Source organism: Cyanobium sp. BA20m-14 (genome assembly GCF_024346295.1).
Window position 1 is genome coordinate 1 of record NZ_JAGQCR010000006.1, and the last position, 18470, is coordinate 18470.

Below are 18470 nucleotides of genomic sequence, written 5' to 3' on the forward strand. Positions count from 1 at the left end.
GTGTAGTCCGCCTGCGATTTCAGCATCAGCTCCAGCAATTCGTTCACCAGGTTGGCGTTGTAGCTGGCCAGGCCGAGCTTGCTGGCCCACATGGCCTCCAGTTCCTGCTGCATTGCGGTTGCAAAACCCGCGCGGATCTGATCGAGCCGCGCCAACGCCTCGTTATTGCCCGCGAGCAGCGGCCGCAGGGCAGCCCAGAACATCTGGTAATTGGCTTCTGCTGCCTGCGGCTGGTTGAAGAAGCTAAAATGCTCGCCGCCGCCGGTCCAGGGCTGGAAGCGGGGATCGAACAGCTCGCAGAAGCCGAAGGGGCCGTAGTCGAGCGTGTAGCCCCCGGCGGCGCAGTTGTCGCTGTTGAAGTTGCCCTGGCAGTAGCCAACGCGCATCCAATGGGCCACCAGGCCAATGAGCCGGGCACGAAACAAGCCAGCCAGCTGCACCATTTGCTCGCTGAACGGCAGAGCGGGATCAATCTCCTGGCGGTAGTTGCGCTCGATCAGGTGCGCCACGATCATGCCCAACTCATTAAGGGCCTCGGGATGGGCCTGGCGGCGCACGCGGCGGGCAAACAGCTCCAGCTGGCCCACCCGCAGAAACGACGGCGCTCCCCGGGTGGTGATCGCCGCCGGGTTGTTGACCAGGATGTCGGGATCGAAGGACTGGGAACCCGGCGCGTACCAGGGCCGGCGCACGGTTTCAGCTCCGGACACATAAAGCGTCAGCGAGCGTGAGGTGGGAACCCCCAGGGCATGCATGAATTCCTGGGCAAGAAATTCGCGCACACTCGAGCGCAGCACGGCACGGCCATCGGCGCCGCGGCAGTAGGGCGTTGGTCCGCCGCCCTTAAGTTGCAGCTCCCAACGCCGGCCGTTGAACAGGCCTTCGAACACGGAAATGGCCCGCCCATCGCCATAGCCATTGCCAGTGCCGAAGGGGCACTGCTGGATGTACTCGCTGCCGTAGATAGACAGGGCATAGCCAGTGGCCCAGCCATAGGGGCGCATCGAGCCGGTGGCCACGCTGATGTCGCCGGAGAACAGGCGGAGGAAGGACTCATCGTGGGCCAGGGCCTCGCCCAGGCCCAGCTCCTGGAACAGGGCACTGCTGTGGGCCACAAACTCCGGAGCTGGCAGCGGCGTGGGCGTCACCGGCACGTAATGACCTGAGAAGACCTGGCGGGGCTGGTGGTCGCGGCCGTCACCGCTGGCCTGGGGATCGGCTTTCAGTCCATCCAGCAGCGAGTAGTCAGCCCGTTGGGCAAACTCCGCAAAGCTTGTTATCGGCACTGCTGTTGGCACTGATGTTGGCACTCCTGTGGGCACTGGTCTATCGGGTTTTTGAGCTGGCTGGCTTTGGCGCTGAGGCGGCGATCCTGCAGGAGACGAACTTGCAAAAGTGTCTTCACAAGCCCTCTGAACATTGCTCAGGCGTGCTTTCAGCAAGCAGTGGGCGGCCGCAGCTCTTGCAAATCCCGGGGCCAGCTGCTTTACGCCTGGACTCCTCTTCGTAGCCAGCAGCAATGATGCCAGCCGGGAGCGCGAAGATGGCGATACCAAGCAGCTGGATGATGCCGCCCAGGACCTTGCCAAGTGGCGTGACCGGAGCAATATCCCCATAACCGACGGTGGTTAGGGCCGATATACCCCACCACATCGCCGCAGGAATGCTGGTAAAAACATCAGGCTGGGTGTCAACCTCAACATAGTAAATGGCGCTAGAAGCTAAAATAAGGACAACCCCAACCGCTGCCAGTGCCACACCTAGGTCGCCTCGCCTTGCACCTATAACTCGCTTCATGCGCACGATGGAATCAGAGTAACGGGCCAACTTCAGCACCCGCGCAAATCGCAACAGCCGCAGGACTCGGAGAATACGCAGATCGAGAGCAGCTGCAGGGACAGCCAGCGAGACGTAAAACGGCAATATGGCTAGCAAATCCACCACACCAGAGAAGCTGCTCACGTAGCGCAGCCTTCCGATGATTGGCTGCCGATAACGCGGATCAGCCGTACATGCCCAAATTCTGGCTGCGTACTCAACGCTGAAAACTCCTACCGAGAAAACCTCGAAGGCCCAAAATGCCGTGCCGAAGCGCAACTGGAGACTCTGCACAGTCTCCAGGATGACCGCAAGCACATTTAATAGGATCAGCATAAGCAGGATCACGTCGACCCAATCCCAATCAGCTACGCCACTTTGCGGATCCTCGCTAATATCGAGAAGCTCCCATACCCGTTGGCGGAGCCCTGAGCCAGTCATTCGCCTAATGCCCTTGGGTCGAGCTAAACGTTAGGGCTCTCCCAGCTGCCCATGGATTTCCCCCGCATGATTTCGCCCAGCATCTTCGTCTCTAAGGAGGGAGCCGCCGAATCAAACCGACCTACGGCAGCCCTGCTGAAGGCTCCCATGGTCCAACCCTCTGCCCGCCCCAAGCACCTCAGGCAACTGATCCGAGGTATTGGCGCGATGTTGCTGCTTCATACCTGCAGCCTCCCAGCGGAAAGCCATCCCCAGCCGGCGGTGGTGCCACCTCATGAGCGGCTTATTCCGGGCCAGCAGGTCACCGTGACCCAGGGGGTGTTGGAGGTGAAACGGCTGGGAAGCCAGCCACTCGGGCCAGACTTCTCGGCCCTGGCTGGCCGAGAACTCAGGCTGCGGCAGATCACGATCGCCCCCGGCGGCAGCATCGGCCTGCACCTTCACGACCAGCGGCCCGGCGTGGCCTACATCCTCGAGGGGCAGATGACCGAGCGGCGCGGCCCCGGGTTCGTCCCCCAGACCATCGGCAGCGGGGAGGCAGCCTTCGAAGGCAGCGGGATCAACCACTGGTGGCGAAACGAGGGATCAACCCCCGCCCGGGCCCTGGTGGTGGACATCGTGCCCGTGGAGACACCCTGAGGGGAGCATCACCAGATACCTGGCAGCAGCCGGGCACTCCGTTGCTGCCAGGCCCTGAACTCCGGATACTTGGCGGCCATCTGTGCTTCCTTCTGGCCAATCCGTTGCAGGTAGAGGAGCAGCACCAGAGCAGGCACCAGATAGGCCCAGCCGTTGCCAGCCACCACGGCGAAGCTCAGGTAGCGAAGCAGATCGCCGAGATAGTTGACATGGCGCACCCGCCGCCAAATGCCATCGTTGACCAGACCAGCGCCCATGGCCTTGGCGGTGGTCTTCTGCACATCGGCGCTGGCATTGATCAGGCTGCCAAAGCTGAACAGGCCAACGGCAAGGGCAACGGCGCCATAGGAGATCGGCACGGGATTGAGGAAGGCCAGCAACCCCGGCAGGCTGTAGAGCACCCCCACGAACAACAGGGCAAAGACAAAGCCAACCGGGCCGACGCGCTCTGGAAACATCAGGCGGCGTCGCTCAGGGAAGAGCCACTGTTCCAATAGCCACCACAGGCAGTAGCTGATGTGCAGGCTCAGATATAGGGCCTGTCGCCCATCATTCACACCGACCAGTGCTGCGAGCACCAAGAGCAGCACAATCGTGAGCAGCTTGGCGGCGTTGATTGCCGTGAGCTGGGTTGCCCAGCTCGATCCAGCCGCTGCTGGCGTCAAGTCTTCATCCGGGGTCAATGGGACCTGACTGCGCTCGCCACCACGGGGCCGGCATCAACTCGACTGGCCGTGGGGGCGGTGTTGGGATGGGCTGCAATCCAGTGCTCCACCCATTCGGCTGCAATGCGGTTTGACTCTGCGGCAGCCTCACTGCTTTCAAATACGCTGAGGAAAATCATTCGATCCCCCGCATCACCTACATCAACGAAATAGTAAGCAATGAAACCAGGCAGGGCTTCCATCTCAGCCAATAATCCATCCCGTAAGGGCTGCAGGGCCTCGGTTGGATCCCCGATACCCTCATACTCGCGCAAGGTTGCATGCATTGAATTGGTCTACAGTGGTGACTAATGGGAAACTTGAAGTGATTTATGGGAGCCGGCTAGGCCAGCATACAATTGAATTCGCCCTCAGATGAGCAGTGGGCGCTCAAACTGGGAGCCAAAGCAATCATACAGAACCTGCCAAAGGGAGGGTTGTTTATTAAGCTCCTTGGCGGCGTCTTCCCTTGCCTGTTTCACGTCATCAGCATGGAGAGAAAGGGCCCCGGCCAGCTCATTAAGCAGCCGCTCTTCTTCCTCGCAGATAAAATTATCCTCATCGCCTCCCCTGCAAACACTGGCAACCATCACAGCCGTGCGCATGGCCAATATGTGATATTCGATAGCAATCAGTTTGGCCAGGCATCTAATGCTCTGGGGGTCTTCCAATTCATCCTCCCAGGAAACAACTTTTGCCCGCAGCCGGTGTTGCTTCTCCAGGGATTGAAGAAGGAGTTCTTCATTTGGCGAAAGGTAGCCGTCGGCTAACGCTATGATATTGAGAATTCTAAGAATTGCACCAGAGGAACGGATGTCCATTTGGATCAGTATGTAATGGAATGGGATGTATTTAAATGGCAGATCTACCGCCCTGATTTACACCTTGAAACCCCCAGGGTCTGGCAGGGCTTGCCAGGCTTCGATCTCCACCGCGTAGGCAGCGTGACGCTGGATCGCATCATCCATAAATAGGGCCACTCGAACCGGGGTGTCAGGGGCCATCGAGAAACCATGCATGGCCAAGCCGGTGGTCATGCAGCGCAGCGCCGCCAGTTGCAGGTCGCGGCGGGCATCGGCAAGGGAGTAGTTGCGAACACCGCCTTTCTCGAGGCTACCGTGCCAGACCTGCAACAACTCCTCATGACGGCCCAGCCGCTGAACGTGGGGCGTACTCCCACCGATCAGGAAGGCGATGTCAATCGAGGCCATGCTGCGGCTGGCCCAAGACCAATCAATAATTACCGAAGCTGGATCCTCAACCGTGCCGCCATACAGCACATTGTCGGCGCGCAGGTCACCGTGAACGAGGGTCCAAGGCCTATCGGCCAGGGCCGCATCGATGGCATTGTTTTGTTCCAGCACAGCTTGATATAGCTGGCAGGCGGCCGGGCCGAAACGAACCCCATAGGTGGCAAAGAAATCATCCAGCAACTCAGCTTTGGGATCCGCAAACCAGAAGCCGTGGGGCGGCAGCCAGCTGTGCTCCTCCAGGCCTGGATCCATCCAGAACTCAGCGTGGATGGCTGCCATCTGTTCGATGGTGACAAGGGTTTGCTGATAACTCAGGCCAATCACCTGATCACCTGAATTCAGATGGGTGAGATCTTCCATCAACAGCCATGAGGGGGCGCTTCCCTGGCAGCCAAATATGGAAGGTTTATGTTCGTTCAGCCTGTGGGTGCAGTGGGTATAGACGCCCACTTCGCGGCCAAAGGCATTGTGGAGGCGGCTGAACTCATTGAAATCTTGGTTAGCTGTTTCACTCTTCAAGATCACGCTGGATGGGCCACTGCCCGGCGGATCGCAGCTGAGCTCCAGCCGCCAGGCGGTGGACTGCAGCCCCTTGCCCTCCCCCAGTCGCTTGGCCTCCAAGCTGGTGACCGTAGTTCCAAGAACTTCACCAATCCAGCCGGGCTCGGGAAGGCGAACTTTTGATTCCTGACTCTGGGATTCGTCGGTCAAGGCGGCAGGCATCGCTCTATTGGTTGCGGTGGATGGGGTCAATTACAAGGCTAAACGAAACCCGGTCCTAAGCTTTTAGCCCAGGGAAAGTTCCATGTCATCCGCCCGCATCATTGCCCCTGCCGATCGACCGGCCCCGATGCGGATCGCCGGGTTTGACATCCAGACCCTGATTTCTGGCGACGAGGCCCAGAATTTTGAAGTGTTTTTCACCTCAGGGCTGGATGGAACCGGGCCGGCACCGCACCGCCACCAGTGGGACGAAACCTTTTTTGTGCTCCAGGGGCCGGTGGCCTTCGGAGTGGGAGACCAGGAGCAGTGGATCGAAGCAGGCACCCTGCTGCATGTTCCAGGGGGGGAGTGGCACTGGTATCGCTTTGGCGATCAAAAGGGGGAATTCCTCTCCTTCACCTCAGGCAAGGCCGCCAGCCCGATGTACCGCGAACTAGCAGGTCTTCCCGCCGAAGCGTCGAAGCTCGACTACCGCGCTGTTGCAATCAGGCATGGTCAGACGGCGCTCCCGGATGGTTGAACTGAACGCTTGACATCCCTCAGAGGGCCTTCGCTGCCCCACCCTGCACCCCTATACCTGTATCGATCCGCTCAATAGGCGGCGCACCCAAGCCCTGCTGCCAGAGGTTGAGCACCGCCCAATAGCCCTGGGTGAAGGGCTTGGTGGCGGCGGTTGAATCGACTGCGCCGATGCTGATCAGCTGCAGCAGTTCCGGCAGGTCGTCGAGGGCCACAACCTTCACACTGCCAGTTTTGCCGAGGGCCGCGATCGCGCGGGCAACGCCAATGCCGCCGCCTGCATCACTCACCACCCAGCCCTTGAGCTGGGGATGCCTAACCATGGTGGCCCTGGCCTGCTCTTCGGCGGTGCTGATGCTGTCGTTGTCTACCGGGGAGGCCACCACCTGGATGCCTGGCTGGCTGGCAAACACCTGCCGGTGACAGCGGGCGCGGATGGCATGGTTCGGGGCGGTAGGGACCCCCTGCATGATCGCCACCTCGCCCTTGCCCCCTAACAGCTGCACCAAGCGCTCGGAGGCGATGCGTGCCTGCAGGCAGTAGTCGTTGCCGATGCTGGTGAGCAGCAGTGAGGCAGGCGGCTCCGAATCGAAGACGTTCACGGCGATGCCCTGGCGCCGGGCTTGCTCTAGAAGCGGGCGGAGGCCCTCGGCATCGAGCAGATCGATGCTGATGCCACTGGGGCGCGAGCGAATTGCTGCTTCAAGGATTGCCGCCTGTAGGGCCAGCTCGGAGCGGGCGGGCGGCCGGTACTCCACTACTGCCGTGTTTTTCGTCTGCCTGTTTATCATCAGGGCAGCGGCCTCGGCGCCTTCCCGCACCGTCTCAAACCAGGGGTGGGCCAGCTTGGGCACCAGCACAAAGCGCAGCGGTTTGGCAATAGCGCCGGCCATGGAGCCTGTCAGGAGGGGGCCGAGCAGGGAGACGGTAAGGAGGGAAACGCCCAGGGTCGCGGCACGAACTGGGCCTGAAAATATGAGCACCTGGCCAACGGCATGGCCCGGGAGAATAGCTGGAGCGCACCGGCCCATCCCGCCATACCTTTTCTATTTCCAACTGGCCTCCCACTCTGGCGGGCAGGATCAGGCAGTAAGATCGAGCATTACGGGCTTAATAGTTATGTACATGGTTTCCAATTTCTGGCCCGGTGCCACCTTGGAGCAGTTTCAGGCCGAACTGGCCGAATTGGAAGGCAAGTCCCAGCCTGAAACCCAATTGATGCGTTCGGTAGCCGAGGTGGAAGGGGGCCTGTTGATTGTTTCCCTGTGGAAAGGCAAGTCTGAATATGAGAGCTGGGCGGAATCAACCCTTATGCCCCAGATTGATATTCCCGGTGGGATGGAAGGCCGACCCACCCAGAGGATTGGCCCCGTGGTGGAACATTATTCAGTGCTGCCTTCCACTTGAAATCCTAGTCGCCAAACATAACTACTGGGATTGGGAAGCTTGGATCTAATTGGCAGCTTAAAGCGCCAAAAATTGATTTAGAAGGCAAAGCGCAGGCCCATGGTCACACCGTGGGCCTGGGGCGTGGTTCGGGCATGCGTGGGGGAGTCAGCCGATCAAGGCGCTGTCCCCGCTGAAGTCGGGGCTCGTGGGCATGTGTTGGGCGTAGTCGTTGGCGTAACTGTCGGCAAGGGCACGTTCCACGTCGTAGGCGGGGGTCCAGGCCAGCTCGCTCTGCACCCGGGTGATGTCGGTGAGGAAGTGGGCCAGCCGCAGCGGGAAGGCCTTACGGGCTTTTTTGTCGAGGCCGGCCGGGTCAAAGCTGCGAATCTCCACAGCGGCCGGGTCTTTGCCGCAGGCGCGGGCGGCGGCGGCCACCAGGCCAGCAAAGGTGATGCCCTGGGAGCTGCTGCAGTTGTAGATGCGATTGGCGGCGGCATCGACACCGATGCAACGGTCCATAACCGCGGCCAAATCTTCCACGTGGCCCAGTTGGGTGATCGTGCTGCCGTCCCCGGGCAGGGGAACCGGCCGGCCATGCACGATCCGATCGAAGAACCAGCTCTCCACCGGGTTGTAGTTGCCGGGCCCGACGATGTAAGTGGGCCGGAAACTGGTGAAGGGGATCTTCTCGGCGCTGAGCCAGGCCTCGGTGTCGAGCTTGCCGCTGTGGCGGCTCTGGGGATCGGTGGGGGAGTCTTCGCGCAGGGGCCAGAGCTCACTGTCGGCGTAGACGCCGGCCGAGCTCACATACACAAACCGGTGGCTCGGAGCGCCCGTGCGCTCGACCACGGCGCGGGAATCCTCCACCGTGCGGCCCGAGCTGTCGACGATCACATCGAAACGGCGCCCGGCAAGCGGCTGCAGGCCCTCAGGGGTGCTGCGGTCACCCGCCAGGTGCTCCACTCCGGCTGGCACGGGGTTGCGGCCCCGGGTGAACAGGGTGAGCGAGTGGCCCTGTGCCAGCAGCCGTTCCACCAGGGGCTTGCCCACGAAGCGGGTTCCGCCCATCACCAGGATTTCCATGCCGATGCCCGCCGGCGGGCCGCGAAACTGGGCGCTATTCAAGCCCGTGCAGCCAGCGTGTGAGCGTGCCAGCGTGGAGGGTGACGGCAGACCGCCTCCATGGCACGTCCCGATCCCAGCGGAGAGTGGCAGTACGACCTGGAGCGCGCCGGAGAATTTCTACGCCAACGCTCCCAGGAGCTCGGGGTCTCCCGCCGACGACTGCTGCAACTGCTCGCCGCCGGCAGCACCGTAGCCAGTGCAGGACTCTTACCCCGCCGTGCCGCAGGTCACGGTGAACCACCCGTAGCCCCATCTAGCACCGCATCGATCCTGAAACCGACCCCCGAGGCGCAATTCGTGCGCAACGGCAGCAACGCGGAGATGCGCTGGGAATCGCTCTACGGCCGCGGCTACCTGGTGGCCAACAGCCAGTTCTTCGTTCGCAACAACGGCAACACTCCGCTAATCGACCCCGCCCACTGGCGTCTGCGGGTTGAGGGCAGCGGCGTCACGAAGCCCCTGATCCTGAGCTACGACGATCTCCTGGCGATGCCCTCGATCTCGGTGATCCGGGCGATCGAGTGCGCCGGCAACGGACGAAATTACTTCCAGCAGTCCCACGGCCGCCGCATCGAAGGCACCCCCTGGAACCTCGGTGGCATTGGCGTGGCCGAGTGGACCGGAGTGCCCCTGGCCGAGGTGCTGCAGCAGGCCCAGGTGAAACCCACCGCCCGCGACGTGATGCCCATCGGCCTGGATGCCAAGGCGGTGCAGCGCCCCTTATCGATCAGCAAAGCAATGGCTGAGGACACCCTGCTGGTGTATGCCATGAACGGTGATCCTCTCCCGCCGGACCATGGCTTTCCCCTGCGGGTGCTGGTGCCCGGATGGGTGGGCATCGCCCACATCAAGTGGGTGGGGAGCATTCAGGTATCGGAAGCACCCCTGTTCTCCGAGTACAACACCCGCCGTTACGTGCTGATCGGCGAGGACTACCCAGTCGACGACGCCCTGGCCGCCCAGGGGGTCCGGGGCCAGATCCTCACCACCCAGGGGGTGAAGAGCGCCTTTGAACTGCCCTGGAACGGCACCCTCGAGCGAAGCAAGCGCCTGGTGCGAGGACGGTCCTGGTCGGGGGAAGGGGCGATCAGCCGGGTGCAGGTGAGCTTCGACGGCGGGCGGCAGTGGAAAACCGCCCGGATGCGGGCGCCCAACATCGCTCAGGCCTGGGTGCGCTGGGATCTCGACTGGGATCCGCGGCCGGGTCGCTATGGGCTTCTGGCGCGGGCCACAGACGACCGGGGCCGCAGTCAACCCGACCGCATTCCCCTCAACGCTGAGGGCTATAGCTACAGCTCCGTGGTAACCCATCCCATCCGGATGCGCTAACCCTCGTCCAGGATGGCTGCATGCGCCTGAGTCCTGCGTACACAGCCCAGCCCGCGCTGCTGGGCCAAACCCAGGGCTACCGCCACTTCGCCCTGCTGGGGGAGCGAGGCCAGGGCGCCGAGCGGGCGGCGGAACTCCAGGCCGTGCTGGCGCCCGACTACCGCCTGGTGGTGCCGCTGCTGGAGCTGCGCAACCGGCAGCTCTGGCAGCCTGGCTGGCAGCCCTTGCCCCCGGCCCCCTCCATGCAGGTGATCCCCGCCATTGATCTGCTCGACGGCCACTGCGTGCGGCTGCACCAGGGGGACTACGACCAAGTGACCCGCTTCAGCGACGACCCCGTGGCCCAGGCCCTCAGCTGGCAGCAGCAAGGGGCGCAGCGGCTGCACCTGGTGGATCTCGATGGGGCCCGCAGCGGCCAACCGGTGAATGACGCGGCCGTAAAGGCGATCACCGCCGCCCTGGCGATACCCGTACAGCTGGGCGGTGGCGTGCGCACGGCTGCGCGGGCCGAGGAGCTGCTGGCCTGCGGCCTAGATCGCGTGATCCTGGGCACGGTGGCCCTGGAGCAGCCAGAGCTAGTTGACGAGCTGGCGGCCCGTCACCTCGGCCGCATCGTGGTGGGTATCGACGCCAAAGACGGCATGGTGGCCACCCGCGGCTGGATCGAAGCCAGTAGCACCGAGGCCACCGAACTGGCCCGACGCTTTGCCGCCAGCGGCATCGCTGCGATCATCAGCACCGACATAGCCACCGATGGCACCCTGGCGGGTCCCAACCTGGATGCATTGCGGGCCATGGCCGAGGCCAGCGCCGTGCCGGTGATCGCCTCCGGCGGCATTGGCACCCTGGAGCACCTGCTCTCCCTACTGAGCCTGGCGCCCCTTGGGGTGGAGGGGGTGATCGTGGGCCGGGCCCTCTATGACGGCCGGGTGGTGCTGGCCGAGGCCCTGCAGGCGATCGGCGAAGGGCGCCTGCAGGATCCGAGCAGCGCCTCGATGCTGGCTTGAACCAGCGGCAGCGCCAATGCGGAAGCGGATCGCTTGCAGCTTGGCTATAAGGGAGAATCAACAACAGAGGTGTGTCGAGTGATTGCCGACGCCCTTCCACCTTCAAGTCCCTTCTCTGGCGTCCTGCCACTCGGCAGCGTTGAGGAGGTCTATCAGCGATGTCGCGCCCTGGGTATGCGACTGAGCCGCCAGCGGCGCATGGTGCTGGATTTGCTTTGGGCTGAAAAGAGCCACCTGAGTGCCAGAGATATTTTTGAAAAGCTGAACAACCTTGGCCGCAACATCGGCCATACCTCGGTGTATCAAAACCTTGAGGCCCTACAGACGGCAGGGGTGATTGAGTGCCTGGATCGCGCCAATGGCAGGCTCTACGGCTACCGCAGTGATCCCCACAGCCACCTCACCTGCTCGGCAACAGGCGCGATTGAGGATCTGGACGTGATCCTGCCCCAGGAGCTGCTCGACCAGATCGAGCGCCATACGGGCTTCACGATTGAGACCTACACCCTGCATCTCATCGGCCATCGCCGGGCACTGGAGAAACCCGGCCAGGTTCGATAACTTGGGCCATCCCTCCGGCCAGGTCTGTGAGTTCGCAGCTGCTGCTGTTTGCCGAACCGCTCCTGCGTGATGGGCTGGCCCGGTTGCTCACTGCTCAGGGAAGCCTGTACACGGCGGTCGAATCACCCCAGCAGCTGAGGGGTCTGCCCCAGCTGGTGATCTGGCAGGTCAACAGCCCCATCAACCCGCCGGTACTGGCCCAGGAACTTCAGAGCCTTCAGGAGCGTTGGCGTCCGGCACCCCTGCTGCTGCTCCTACCGACTGGCCATGGGCTGGACAACGAAGTTCTGCTGCAACTCCCCGCAGCTGGGGTATTGGAGGCACCCAATCCCCAGGAATTGCTTGAAGCTGTCGCTACCCTGCTGGCCGGTGGCAGGGTGCTGGCCGTGGCCATGGGCGAAGCCCCAGGTATCGGCACCCCAAGCCCCCCAACCGGCCCCACCCTGGGCCTCGGCCAGTGGCTGCTGATCAGTGGTCTACAGCAGATCGATGCCGACATCGACGCCATCAGGCGCCTGCTGACGCCACCACCTACCAACCTGGTGCAGCTGCTGGTGCTGCAGGGTCGCCTGCGGGAACTGGCTGCGGCCCGCCAATTGCTGCTGCTGCTCTGGGGGCCGGCCAGCATGGCCTGGTCATCCCCGGCCCCAACTCCGCAACCGAGCCAGCCGGTGCTGGCGATCACCCTGCAGCAGCGCAGTGCGGATGGAATCTGGCGCGCCATTCGCGAGCGCCTCGAAGCCGGCACCGAGGGGGGCTTAAACAACCACAGTGGCCAGCTGCTGGCCCTGGAGGGCCTCAGTGGCGAGCGCCGCCGTGACCTGCTGCGGGCCCTGCTGCATCAGGTTGATGATCTTCGCCAAAGGTTTCTGACCGATCCCGCACCCCTCCAACCCCTGCAGGAACGCTGGGAGCGGTGGCAACCGGAACTGCGCCAGCAGGCCTTGCGCAGCCTGGTGAATCCCTACGTACAACTTCCTCGCGAGGGCAGCCTCGAACCTGTGGCAGACAGCCTGATCCGTAGTAGCGACCTGGTCAGCCGCGACCCCGAACTGCCCGACGCCCAAGCAATGCTCGCCTCCCTGGTGCGCGCCCAGCCCCTGCTGGTAGACGGCCAACTCCTGGCGGCCGATGAACCGCGGGCCGTACTCCACCTGGAGCTGCTGCTGGCCAACTGGCTTGTGCGCACCGCCGATCTGGTGAGTGCGGAAGTGCTGGCTAGCTGTGGCAGCTGGCCGGAACTGCGCCGCTACCTGCTCCAGCCAGACCTGCTCGCAACCCGCAACCTGGAGCGGCTGCGCAACCAGCTGAATGCCCAGCAGCGCTGGAGCAGCTGGGTGCTGAGGCCGATCAATCTCTATGAAAGTCGGCGTCAGCTCTTCTGCCTGCGCGATGGCGCCATCCGCTGCCAGGAGCTCACCGAGCCCCGCGATGGCGAATTGCGCCAGCTCGGCTGGCTCCAGCAACTTGTCACCCTGAGCCTGGAAACCCGCGACGCCCTTGCACCCCAGGTACAGGGCCTGCTGAAGGGCCTGGGGGATCTGGTGGTATTGCTGCTCACGCGCGTGCTGGGCCGCGCCATCGGCCTGGTGGGCCGGGGCATCGCCCAGGGGATGGGTCGCAGCCTCAGTCGCAGCTAATCCTGCCTGCAGGGCTCCCAGCCACAATGGCCACAGTCAGGTTGTGCGGTCCGGATGAACCAGTTGCTGAGCCAGATCCTGGTGTTGCTCCTGATGGTGGGGCTCGGGCTGGGGCTGGGGACTGGCCAGGCCCAGGCTTCCCTCACCAGCAACAGCTATGACGGCAACATCTACGCCCTCTACGCCGGCAACGGCTCCCTGGTGCCGCCCCGCAGCAGCCTGGCCCAGGCCATGGCCGACCAGCGCCCCGCCGTGGTGATCTATTACCTCGACGACGACGCGGCCAGCAAACAGTTTGCAGCGGTGGTATCGGAGTTGCAGCGCCTCTGGAACCGCAACATCGAGCTGATTCCCCTCGTCACCGACCCCCTCCAGAACCGGACCGACACCGGCCCCAGCGACCCGGCCCACTACTGGCGTGGGGTGGTGCCTCAGGTGGTCGTATTCGACTCCCAGGGGAAGGTGATTTTCGATGAGCAGGGAGCAGTGAGTGTGGATGCCATCAACGCCTCACTCAGCCTGGCCACTGGCATTGCTTTGCCGGAAGGCGGCACCAAGAGCTCTACAGAGAGTTTCAATGAACTCAATTCGGAGGTCGTCAGCCGCTGATGGCTCGCCTGGAATCCGACAGCATGGGGGCCATTGAGGTTCCCGACCAGCACTATTGGGGCGCCCAGACCCAGCGCTCGATCCACTACTTCCGCTTCGGCCAGGCCATGCCCCTGGAGTTGGTGCATGCCTTCGGAGCGCTCAAGGCCGCCTGCGCCGAAGTGAACCAGGCCAAGGGCAGGCTGGCCCCCGAACTGGCGGCCCTGATCGTGGCGGCTGCTGAAGAGGTAGCCGCCGGCACGCTTGATGCCGAGTTCCCGCTCAAGGTGTGGCAGACGGGCTCCGGCACCCAAACCAACATGAATGTCAATGAGGTGATCGCCAACCGGGCGATCCAGGCCTCGGGGGGGGTGTTGGGCAGTAAGAGACCGGTCCACCCCAACGACCATGTGAACCTCAGCCAGTCGAGCAACGACACCTTCCCGGCTGCCCTGCACGTGGCCGTGGCGATCGAGCTGGAGCGCAGCCTGATCCCAGCTGTGGAAGCCCTACGTGATGCCTTGGGCCAGAAAGCCGAGGCCTTCGCCACCATCATCAAAATCGGCCGCACCCACCTGCAGGATGCGGTGCCCCTGAGCCTGGGCCAGGAATTCGGCGGCTACGTTGCCCAGCTGGAGTTGGGGCTCGAAACCCTGCGCGCCGCCCTGCCCCAGGTGCACCAGCTCGCCATCGGCGGCACGGCCGTGGGCACGGGCCTCAATGCCCCGGCCGGTTTCGGCGAGGCGGTGGCGGCCCGGCTGGCAGCGCGGATCGGCCTGCCCTTCAGCAGCGCCCCAAACAAATTTCAGGCCCTGGCGGGCCACGAACCCCTGGCCGCTGCCCACGGCGCCCTCACCGTGCTGGCCGGCTCGCTGCTGAAGATCGCCAACGACATCCGCTGGCTGGCCAGTGGGCCCCGCTGCGGCCTGGGCGAGCTGGTATTGCCCGAGAATGAGCCCGGCAGCTCGATCATGCCCGGCAAGGTGAATCCCACCCAGGCCGAGAGCCTGACGATGGTGGCTGTGCAGGTGATGGGCAACAACACAGCCGTGCAGTTGGCGGCCAGCCAGGGCAACTTTGAGCTGAACGTGTTCAAGCCACTGATCGCCCACAACCTGCTCGAGAGCATCGAGCTGCTCTCAGGCAGCTGCACCAGCTTCCGCGAGCACTGCATCGAGGGGCTCGAAGCCAACGGCAGCCGCATCGAAACCCTGCTGGATCAAAGCCTAATGCTGGTAACAGCCCTCACCCCCCAGGTCGGCTACGACCGGGCCTGCGCCATCGCCAAACACGCCCACAACCACCAACTCAGCCTCAGGGAGGCGGCCCTGGTGCTCGGTGAAATCAGCGCCGAGCAATTTGACAGCTGGGTGCAGCCCGACCAGATGATCTAGTTCTGCCAGCTGGTGGCTGCGGAGAGCTGGGTTGGTACAAAAAGCTGATTTGGCCCTCGCCAACTGAACGGAAGGAGTGTTACAACCTTTACCGAAGCAAGGGGAACCCCACTGGTGGGATAGCTAGATGTCCCAAACCTCCACCCTATTGCTGGAGCGCGATGCGCTTGCCAGTTTCAACCAGTTGCGTAATGGCCCCGGAGCCCTGCGCCTGGCCAGTCACCTGCTCACGGTCGTCCTGGGCGGGGTGGTTTGGGCCCAGCAGGGCTGGCCCCTTGCCCTGCGGCTGTCGGGTCTGCTGATCTGTGGGGTTGGCCTGGCCACCAGCTTTGCGCCCCTGCATGAGTGCTGCCACCGCACGGCCTTCCGCGGCAGAAAGCTGAACGACGCGGTGGCCTGGATGGCGGGGCTACTGAGCTTTTACAACTCCACCTACTACCGGCGCTACCACCAGTGGCACCACCGCTATACCCACCAACCCGGGCTCGATCCCGAACTAAACGATCCCATTCCCACCACCGTCTGGGCCTACCTGCTGGAGCTGGGTGGCTGGAACTGGTGGACCGGCAAATTGGCCGGCTACCGCCAACTGCTGTGGGGCGATCTCAGTGGCCTGCCCTACCTCAGCCCTGAGTCGATCCCCCAGGTGCGCCGCTCGGTGCGACTCCAGTTTGCCGTTTATCTGGCCCTGGCCCTGGCGTCCCTGGTGAGTGGCACCGGCTTTCTGTTCTGGTTCTGGCTCCTGCCCTTGGTGGTTGGTCAGCCCGTGCTGCGCTTTCTGCTGTTGGCGGAGCACAGCGGCTGCAGCTTCAGCAGCGACGGCACCGAAAACACCCGCACCACCCTCACCAACCCTGCCGTGCGCTGGCTGATGTGGAACATGCCATTCCATGCCGAGCACCACCTCTACCCCTCCCTGCCCTTCCACGCCCTGCCAGCCGCCCACGGCCCCATAGCCTCCCATCTGAGCCACTGCGATCGGGGCTACCTAGCGGTGCATCGCCAGCTGCTGCGCCACCTGCCCGCGCTGGATCTGCCGGCATGAGCCTCCGCCAGCACCAGCTCGGCGACATTGCCCTGGCCTGCGGTTACACCCTACCGGAGGCCCAGCTCACCTACCTGCAGATCGGCGAACTAAACGCCGATCGCTCCAACCTGATCCTGGTGCCCACCTCCTATGGCGCCCGCCCCGAGGATCTGGCCTGGCTGGCCGGCCCGGTGCTGGATCCGGAGCGCTGGTGCGTCGTGATTGCCGGCATGTTCGGCAACGGCGCCTCCAGCAGCCCCAGCCACGGCGCCATGGGCCTGGCCGAGCAGGGCTGGGTGGTGAGCCATCGTGACAACGTCGCCGCCCAGCGCCGATTGCTGCAGGAGGTGTTCGGTGTGGAACGGCTCCCCCTCATCTACGGCTGGTCGATGGGGGCCCAGCAGGCCTACCAGTGGGCCGTAGATCACCCGGAGGCCGTGGAGCGGATCTGCTGCGTCTGCGGCACGACCCGCACCTCCCCCCACAACCGTCTGTTTTGCCTCAGCCTGCGCCAGGCCCTCACGGCCGATCACCACTGGAGCGGGGCCGGTTTCAGCGGGCCGCCGGAGCAGGGGCTGCGCAGCTTCGCCCTGATCTACGCCAGTTGGGCCGCCAGCCAGCCGTTTTTCCGCACGCTGGCAGAGGCGGTGGAGGAGCATGTGGAGAGCCAGTGGTTGCCCCACTACCGGCGCCATGACCCCCGCGATCTGATCGCCATGCTCGACACCTGGCTAGCCCACGACGTGGCCCAGGGGGGAGACCTGGCCGCAAGCCTGGGCCGTATCACTGCCCGCACCGCCGTGGTGGCCGGCAGCCACGACCTCTACTTCCCCCTCGACGATCTGGCCGCCGATGCTGACGCCATCCCCGGGGCCGAACTGCACGTGATCCACTCAGAGCTTGGCCACCGGGCTGGCAACCCCCACAGCAACCTGGCCGAGCAGCGGCAGCTGAGCCGCATCGTCGACACCCTTCTCCAGCAGCCATCCCATGTCTGACCTCTACCAGCAGGTGCAGGGACTGAACTTCCGGTTCCTGCTGATCTCCTTCACCGACCTGTTTGGCATCCAGCGGGCCAAGCTCGTGCCGGCCTCGGCCGTGGCGGAAATGGCCCGCGATGGGGCCGGATTCGCCGGCTTTGCAGCCTGGCTGGATCTCTCACCCGCCGATGGCGACGTGATGGCGATCCCGGCGGCGGCCAGCCTCACCCCCCTGCCCTGGCAGCCGGAGGTGGGCTGGGTGGCAGCCGAGCTCCTGCTCAACGGCCAGCCGATGGCGCAATGTCCCCGCCGCCTGCTGCGCCGCCAGCTGGAGCGAGCAGCCGAGCGCGGATTTGAGCTGCGCAGCGGCGTGGAGGCCGAGTTCTTTCTGCTCGATCCCAGCGGCGACCAGATCGCCGATAGGTCTGACACCCAGGAGAAACCCTGCTACGACCAACTGGCGCTGATGCGCCGCTATCCCCTGATCGCGCCACTGTTTGAGGCGATGGAACAGCTGGGCTGGGGGCCATACCAGGCTGATCACGAGGACGCCAACGGCCAATTTGAGCTCAACTGGACCTATGCCAACGCCCTCACCACCGCCGATCGCCATGCCTTCTTCAAGGTGATGGTGAAAACCCTGGCGGAGCAGCAGGGGCTGAGGGCCAGCTTCATGCCCAAACCCTTCGCCGCCCTCACCGGCAACGGCTGTCACGCCCACCTCTCACTGTGGGGTGCTGCCGGCAGCGCCAACGCCGGCCGCAACCTCTTCCCCGACCCCTGCGGTGAGCTGGGTCTCTCATCCCTGGCCTATCACTTTCTTGGTGGCCTGCTGGCCCACGCCCCCGCACTCAGCTGCATCACCAATCCCACGGTGAACAGCTATCGCCGCCTGGCAGCGGCGCCCACCAGCTCTGGCGCCACCTGGAGCCCAGGCGGCATCAGCTACACGGGCAACAACCGCACCCATATGGCGCGTATCCCCGACAACCAACGTCTCGAGCTGCGCCTGCCCGACGGCTCGGCCCACCCCTATCTCTTGCAGGCAGCGATCCTGGCAGCCGGTCTCGATGGGATCGACCGTCAGCTTGACCCGGGCCCCCGCCACGACAACGACAACTACGCCCAGCCCCTCGGCCTGGATCAATGCCAGCGCCTGCCTGCCGACCTGGGCGAAGCCCTCACTGCATTCGCCGCCGACACGCCTCTGCGCCAGGGGTTGGGGGAGGAGTTCTGCCAGTCGTATGAACGGTTGCGGCGGCGCCAATGGGAGCAGCAGCGTGCCGAAGTTAGCAACTGGCAGCGGCGCACCGGTCTGGACGATTAGCCATGC

The 18470-nt window shown here is 64.0% G+C and carries 20 protein-coding genes and 1 pseudogene; 13 read left to right on the forward strand and 8 right to left on the reverse strand.

What is annotated here, in order from left to right; translation table 11 throughout:
• Both KBZ07_RS01230 and KBZ07_RS01235 read right to left on the reverse strand, forming a co-directional pair.
• Nucleotides 1-1286: protein adenylyltransferase SelO family protein (locus tag KBZ07_RS01230; RefSeq protein ID WP_254929904.1), on the reverse strand; the 1286-nt coding region annotated here is incomplete at its 3' end.
• A gap of 115 nt (nt 1287-1401) precedes the next feature.
• On the reverse strand, nt 1402-2259 hold the full coding sequence (locus KBZ07_RS01235) for an ion transporter (protein WP_254929905.1): 858 nt from the start codon (nt 2257-2259) through the stop codon (nt 1402-1404).
• A 51-nt stretch (nt 2260-2310) separates the two neighbouring features.
• Between KBZ07_RS01235 and KBZ07_RS01240 the strand changes: the two genes are divergently transcribed.
• On the forward strand, nt 2311-2898 hold the full coding sequence (locus KBZ07_RS01240; protein WP_254929906.1) for a cupin domain-containing protein: 588 nt from the start codon (nt 2311-2313) through the stop codon (nt 2896-2898).
• A gap of 8 nt (nt 2899-2906) precedes the next feature.
• On the opposite strand, the gene KBZ07_RS01245 is transcribed toward KBZ07_RS01240, so the two are convergent.
• The 4 genes from KBZ07_RS01245 to KBZ07_RS01260 form a co-directional block, all read right to left on the reverse strand.
• Nucleotides 2907-3581, reverse strand: a complete 675-nt coding sequence (locus KBZ07_RS01245; RefSeq protein ID WP_254929907.1) for an isoprenylcysteine carboxylmethyltransferase family protein — start codon at nt 3579-3581, stop codon at nt 2907-2909.
• A complete protein-coding gene (locus tag KBZ07_RS01250; RefSeq protein WP_254929908.1) occupies nt 3578-3877 on the reverse strand; it encodes a hypothetical protein in 300 nt (99 codons plus the stop codon). Before KBZ07_RS01250 ends, KBZ07_RS01245 begins: the two co-directional genes overlap by 4 nt.
• 96 nt (nt 3878-3973) lie before the next feature.
• Nucleotides 3974-4423 carry a hypothetical protein gene (locus KBZ07_RS01255; protein WP_254929909.1) on the reverse strand — a complete coding sequence of 150 codons (450 nt, stop codon included), beginning with the start codon at nt 4421-4423 and terminating at the stop codon, nt 3974-3976.
• A 57-nt stretch (nt 4424-4480) separates the two neighbouring features.
• Nucleotides 4481-5566 (reverse strand): ecdysteroid 22-kinase family protein, encoded by a 1086-nt coding sequence (locus KBZ07_RS01260; protein WP_254929910.1) that lies wholly within the window; start codon nt 5564-5566, stop codon nt 4481-4483.
• 94 nt (nt 5567-5660) lie between these two features.
• Between KBZ07_RS01260 and KBZ07_RS01265 the strand changes: the two genes are divergently transcribed.
• Nucleotides 5661-6098: a cupin domain-containing protein gene (locus tag KBZ07_RS01265; RefSeq protein ID WP_254929911.1), complete on the forward strand. Its 438-nt coding sequence runs from the start codon at nt 5661-5663 to the stop codon at nt 6096-6098.
• A 19-nt stretch (nt 6099-6117) separates the two neighbouring features.
• Here the strand turns inward: KBZ07_RS01265 and KBZ07_RS01270 are convergent, their stop codons facing one another.
• Nucleotides 6118-6990 carry a substrate-binding domain-containing protein gene (locus KBZ07_RS01270; protein WP_254929912.1) on the reverse strand — a complete coding sequence of 291 codons (873 nt, stop codon included), beginning with the start codon at nt 6988-6990 and terminating at the stop codon, nt 6118-6120.
• A 232-nt stretch (nt 6991-7222) separates the two neighbouring features.
• Between KBZ07_RS01270 and KBZ07_RS01275 the strand changes: the two genes are divergently transcribed.
• Nucleotides 7223-7504 carry a hypothetical protein gene (locus KBZ07_RS01275; RefSeq protein ID WP_254929913.1) on the forward strand — a complete coding sequence of 94 codons (282 nt, stop codon included), beginning with the start codon at nt 7223-7225 and terminating at the stop codon, nt 7502-7504.
• Nucleotides 7505-7651: 147 nt separating this feature from the next.
• Here KBZ07_RS01275 and KBZ07_RS01280 read toward each other — a convergent pair whose 3' ends face one another.
• A complete protein-coding gene (locus KBZ07_RS01280; RefSeq protein ID WP_254929938.1) occupies nt 7652-8569 on the reverse strand; it encodes an NAD-dependent epimerase/dehydratase family protein in 918 nt (305 codons plus the stop codon).
• Between the two features lie 99 nt (nt 8570-8668).
• Between KBZ07_RS01280 and KBZ07_RS01285 the strand changes: the two genes are divergently transcribed.
• The 10 genes and pseudogenes from KBZ07_RS01285 (at nt 8669) to glnT (ending at nt 18464) form a co-directional block, all read left to right on the forward strand.
• Nucleotides 8669-9940, forward strand: coding sequence for a sulfite oxidase (locus KBZ07_RS01285; RefSeq protein ID WP_254929914.1), 1272 nt, complete (start codon nt 8669-8671; stop codon nt 9938-9940).
• A gap of 20 nt (nt 9941-9960) precedes the next feature.
• A pseudogene (locus KBZ07_RS01290) lies at nt 9961-10149 on the forward strand (TIGR02450 family Trp-rich protein); the annotation flags it as partial.
• A 33-nt stretch (nt 10150-10182) separates the two neighbouring features.
• Nucleotides 10183-10947 carry a 1-(5-phosphoribosyl)-5-[(5-phosphoribosylamino)methylideneamino]imidazole-4-carboxamide isomerase gene (hisA, locus tag KBZ07_RS01295; protein ID WP_254929939.1) on the forward strand — a complete coding sequence of 255 codons (765 nt, stop codon included), beginning with the start codon at nt 10183-10185 and terminating at the stop codon, nt 10945-10947.
• Between the two features lie 174 nt (nt 10948-11121).
• Nucleotides 11122-11508 carry a Fur family transcriptional regulator gene (locus tag KBZ07_RS01300; RefSeq protein ID WP_254929915.1) on the forward strand — a complete coding sequence of 129 codons (387 nt, stop codon included), beginning with the start codon at nt 11122-11124 and terminating at the stop codon, nt 11506-11508.
• A 26-nt stretch (nt 11509-11534) separates the two neighbouring features.
• Nucleotides 11535-13148, forward strand: a complete 1614-nt coding sequence (locus KBZ07_RS01305; protein ID WP_254929916.1) for a DUF3685 domain-containing protein — start codon at nt 11535-11537, stop codon at nt 13146-13148.
• 54 nt (nt 13149-13202) lie between these two features.
• The gene (locus KBZ07_RS01310; protein ID WP_254929917.1) at nt 13203-13757 is read left to right on the forward strand and encodes a thylakoid membrane photosystem I accumulation factor; all 555 of its coding nucleotides are present in this window, start codon (nt 13203-13205) and stop codon (nt 13755-13757) included.
• Nucleotides 13757-15130: a class II fumarate hydratase gene (gene fumC / locus KBZ07_RS01315; protein WP_254929918.1), complete on the forward strand. Its 1374-nt coding sequence runs from the start codon at nt 13757-13759 to the stop codon at nt 15128-15130. The genes KBZ07_RS01310 and fumC overlap by 1 nt, the downstream gene beginning before the upstream one ends.
• Before the next feature lie 127 nt (nt 15131-15257).
• Complete coding sequence (locus tag KBZ07_RS01320; protein WP_254929919.1) at nt 15258-16175, forward strand: fatty acid desaturase; 918 nt, start codon at nt 15258-15260, stop codon at nt 16173-16175.
• A complete protein-coding gene (locus KBZ07_RS01325) occupies nt 16172-17155 on the forward strand; it encodes an alpha/beta fold hydrolase (RefSeq protein WP_254929920.1) in 984 nt (327 codons plus the stop codon). Before KBZ07_RS01320 ends, KBZ07_RS01325 begins: the two co-directional genes overlap by 4 nt.
• The gene (gene glnT, locus KBZ07_RS01330; protein ID WP_254929921.1) at nt 17148-18464 is read left to right on the forward strand and encodes a type III glutamate--ammonia ligase; all 1317 of its coding nucleotides are present in this window, start codon (nt 17148-17150) and stop codon (nt 18462-18464) included. Before KBZ07_RS01325 ends, glnT begins: the two co-directional genes overlap by 8 nt.
• Nucleotides 18465-18470 lie beyond the last annotated feature (6 nt).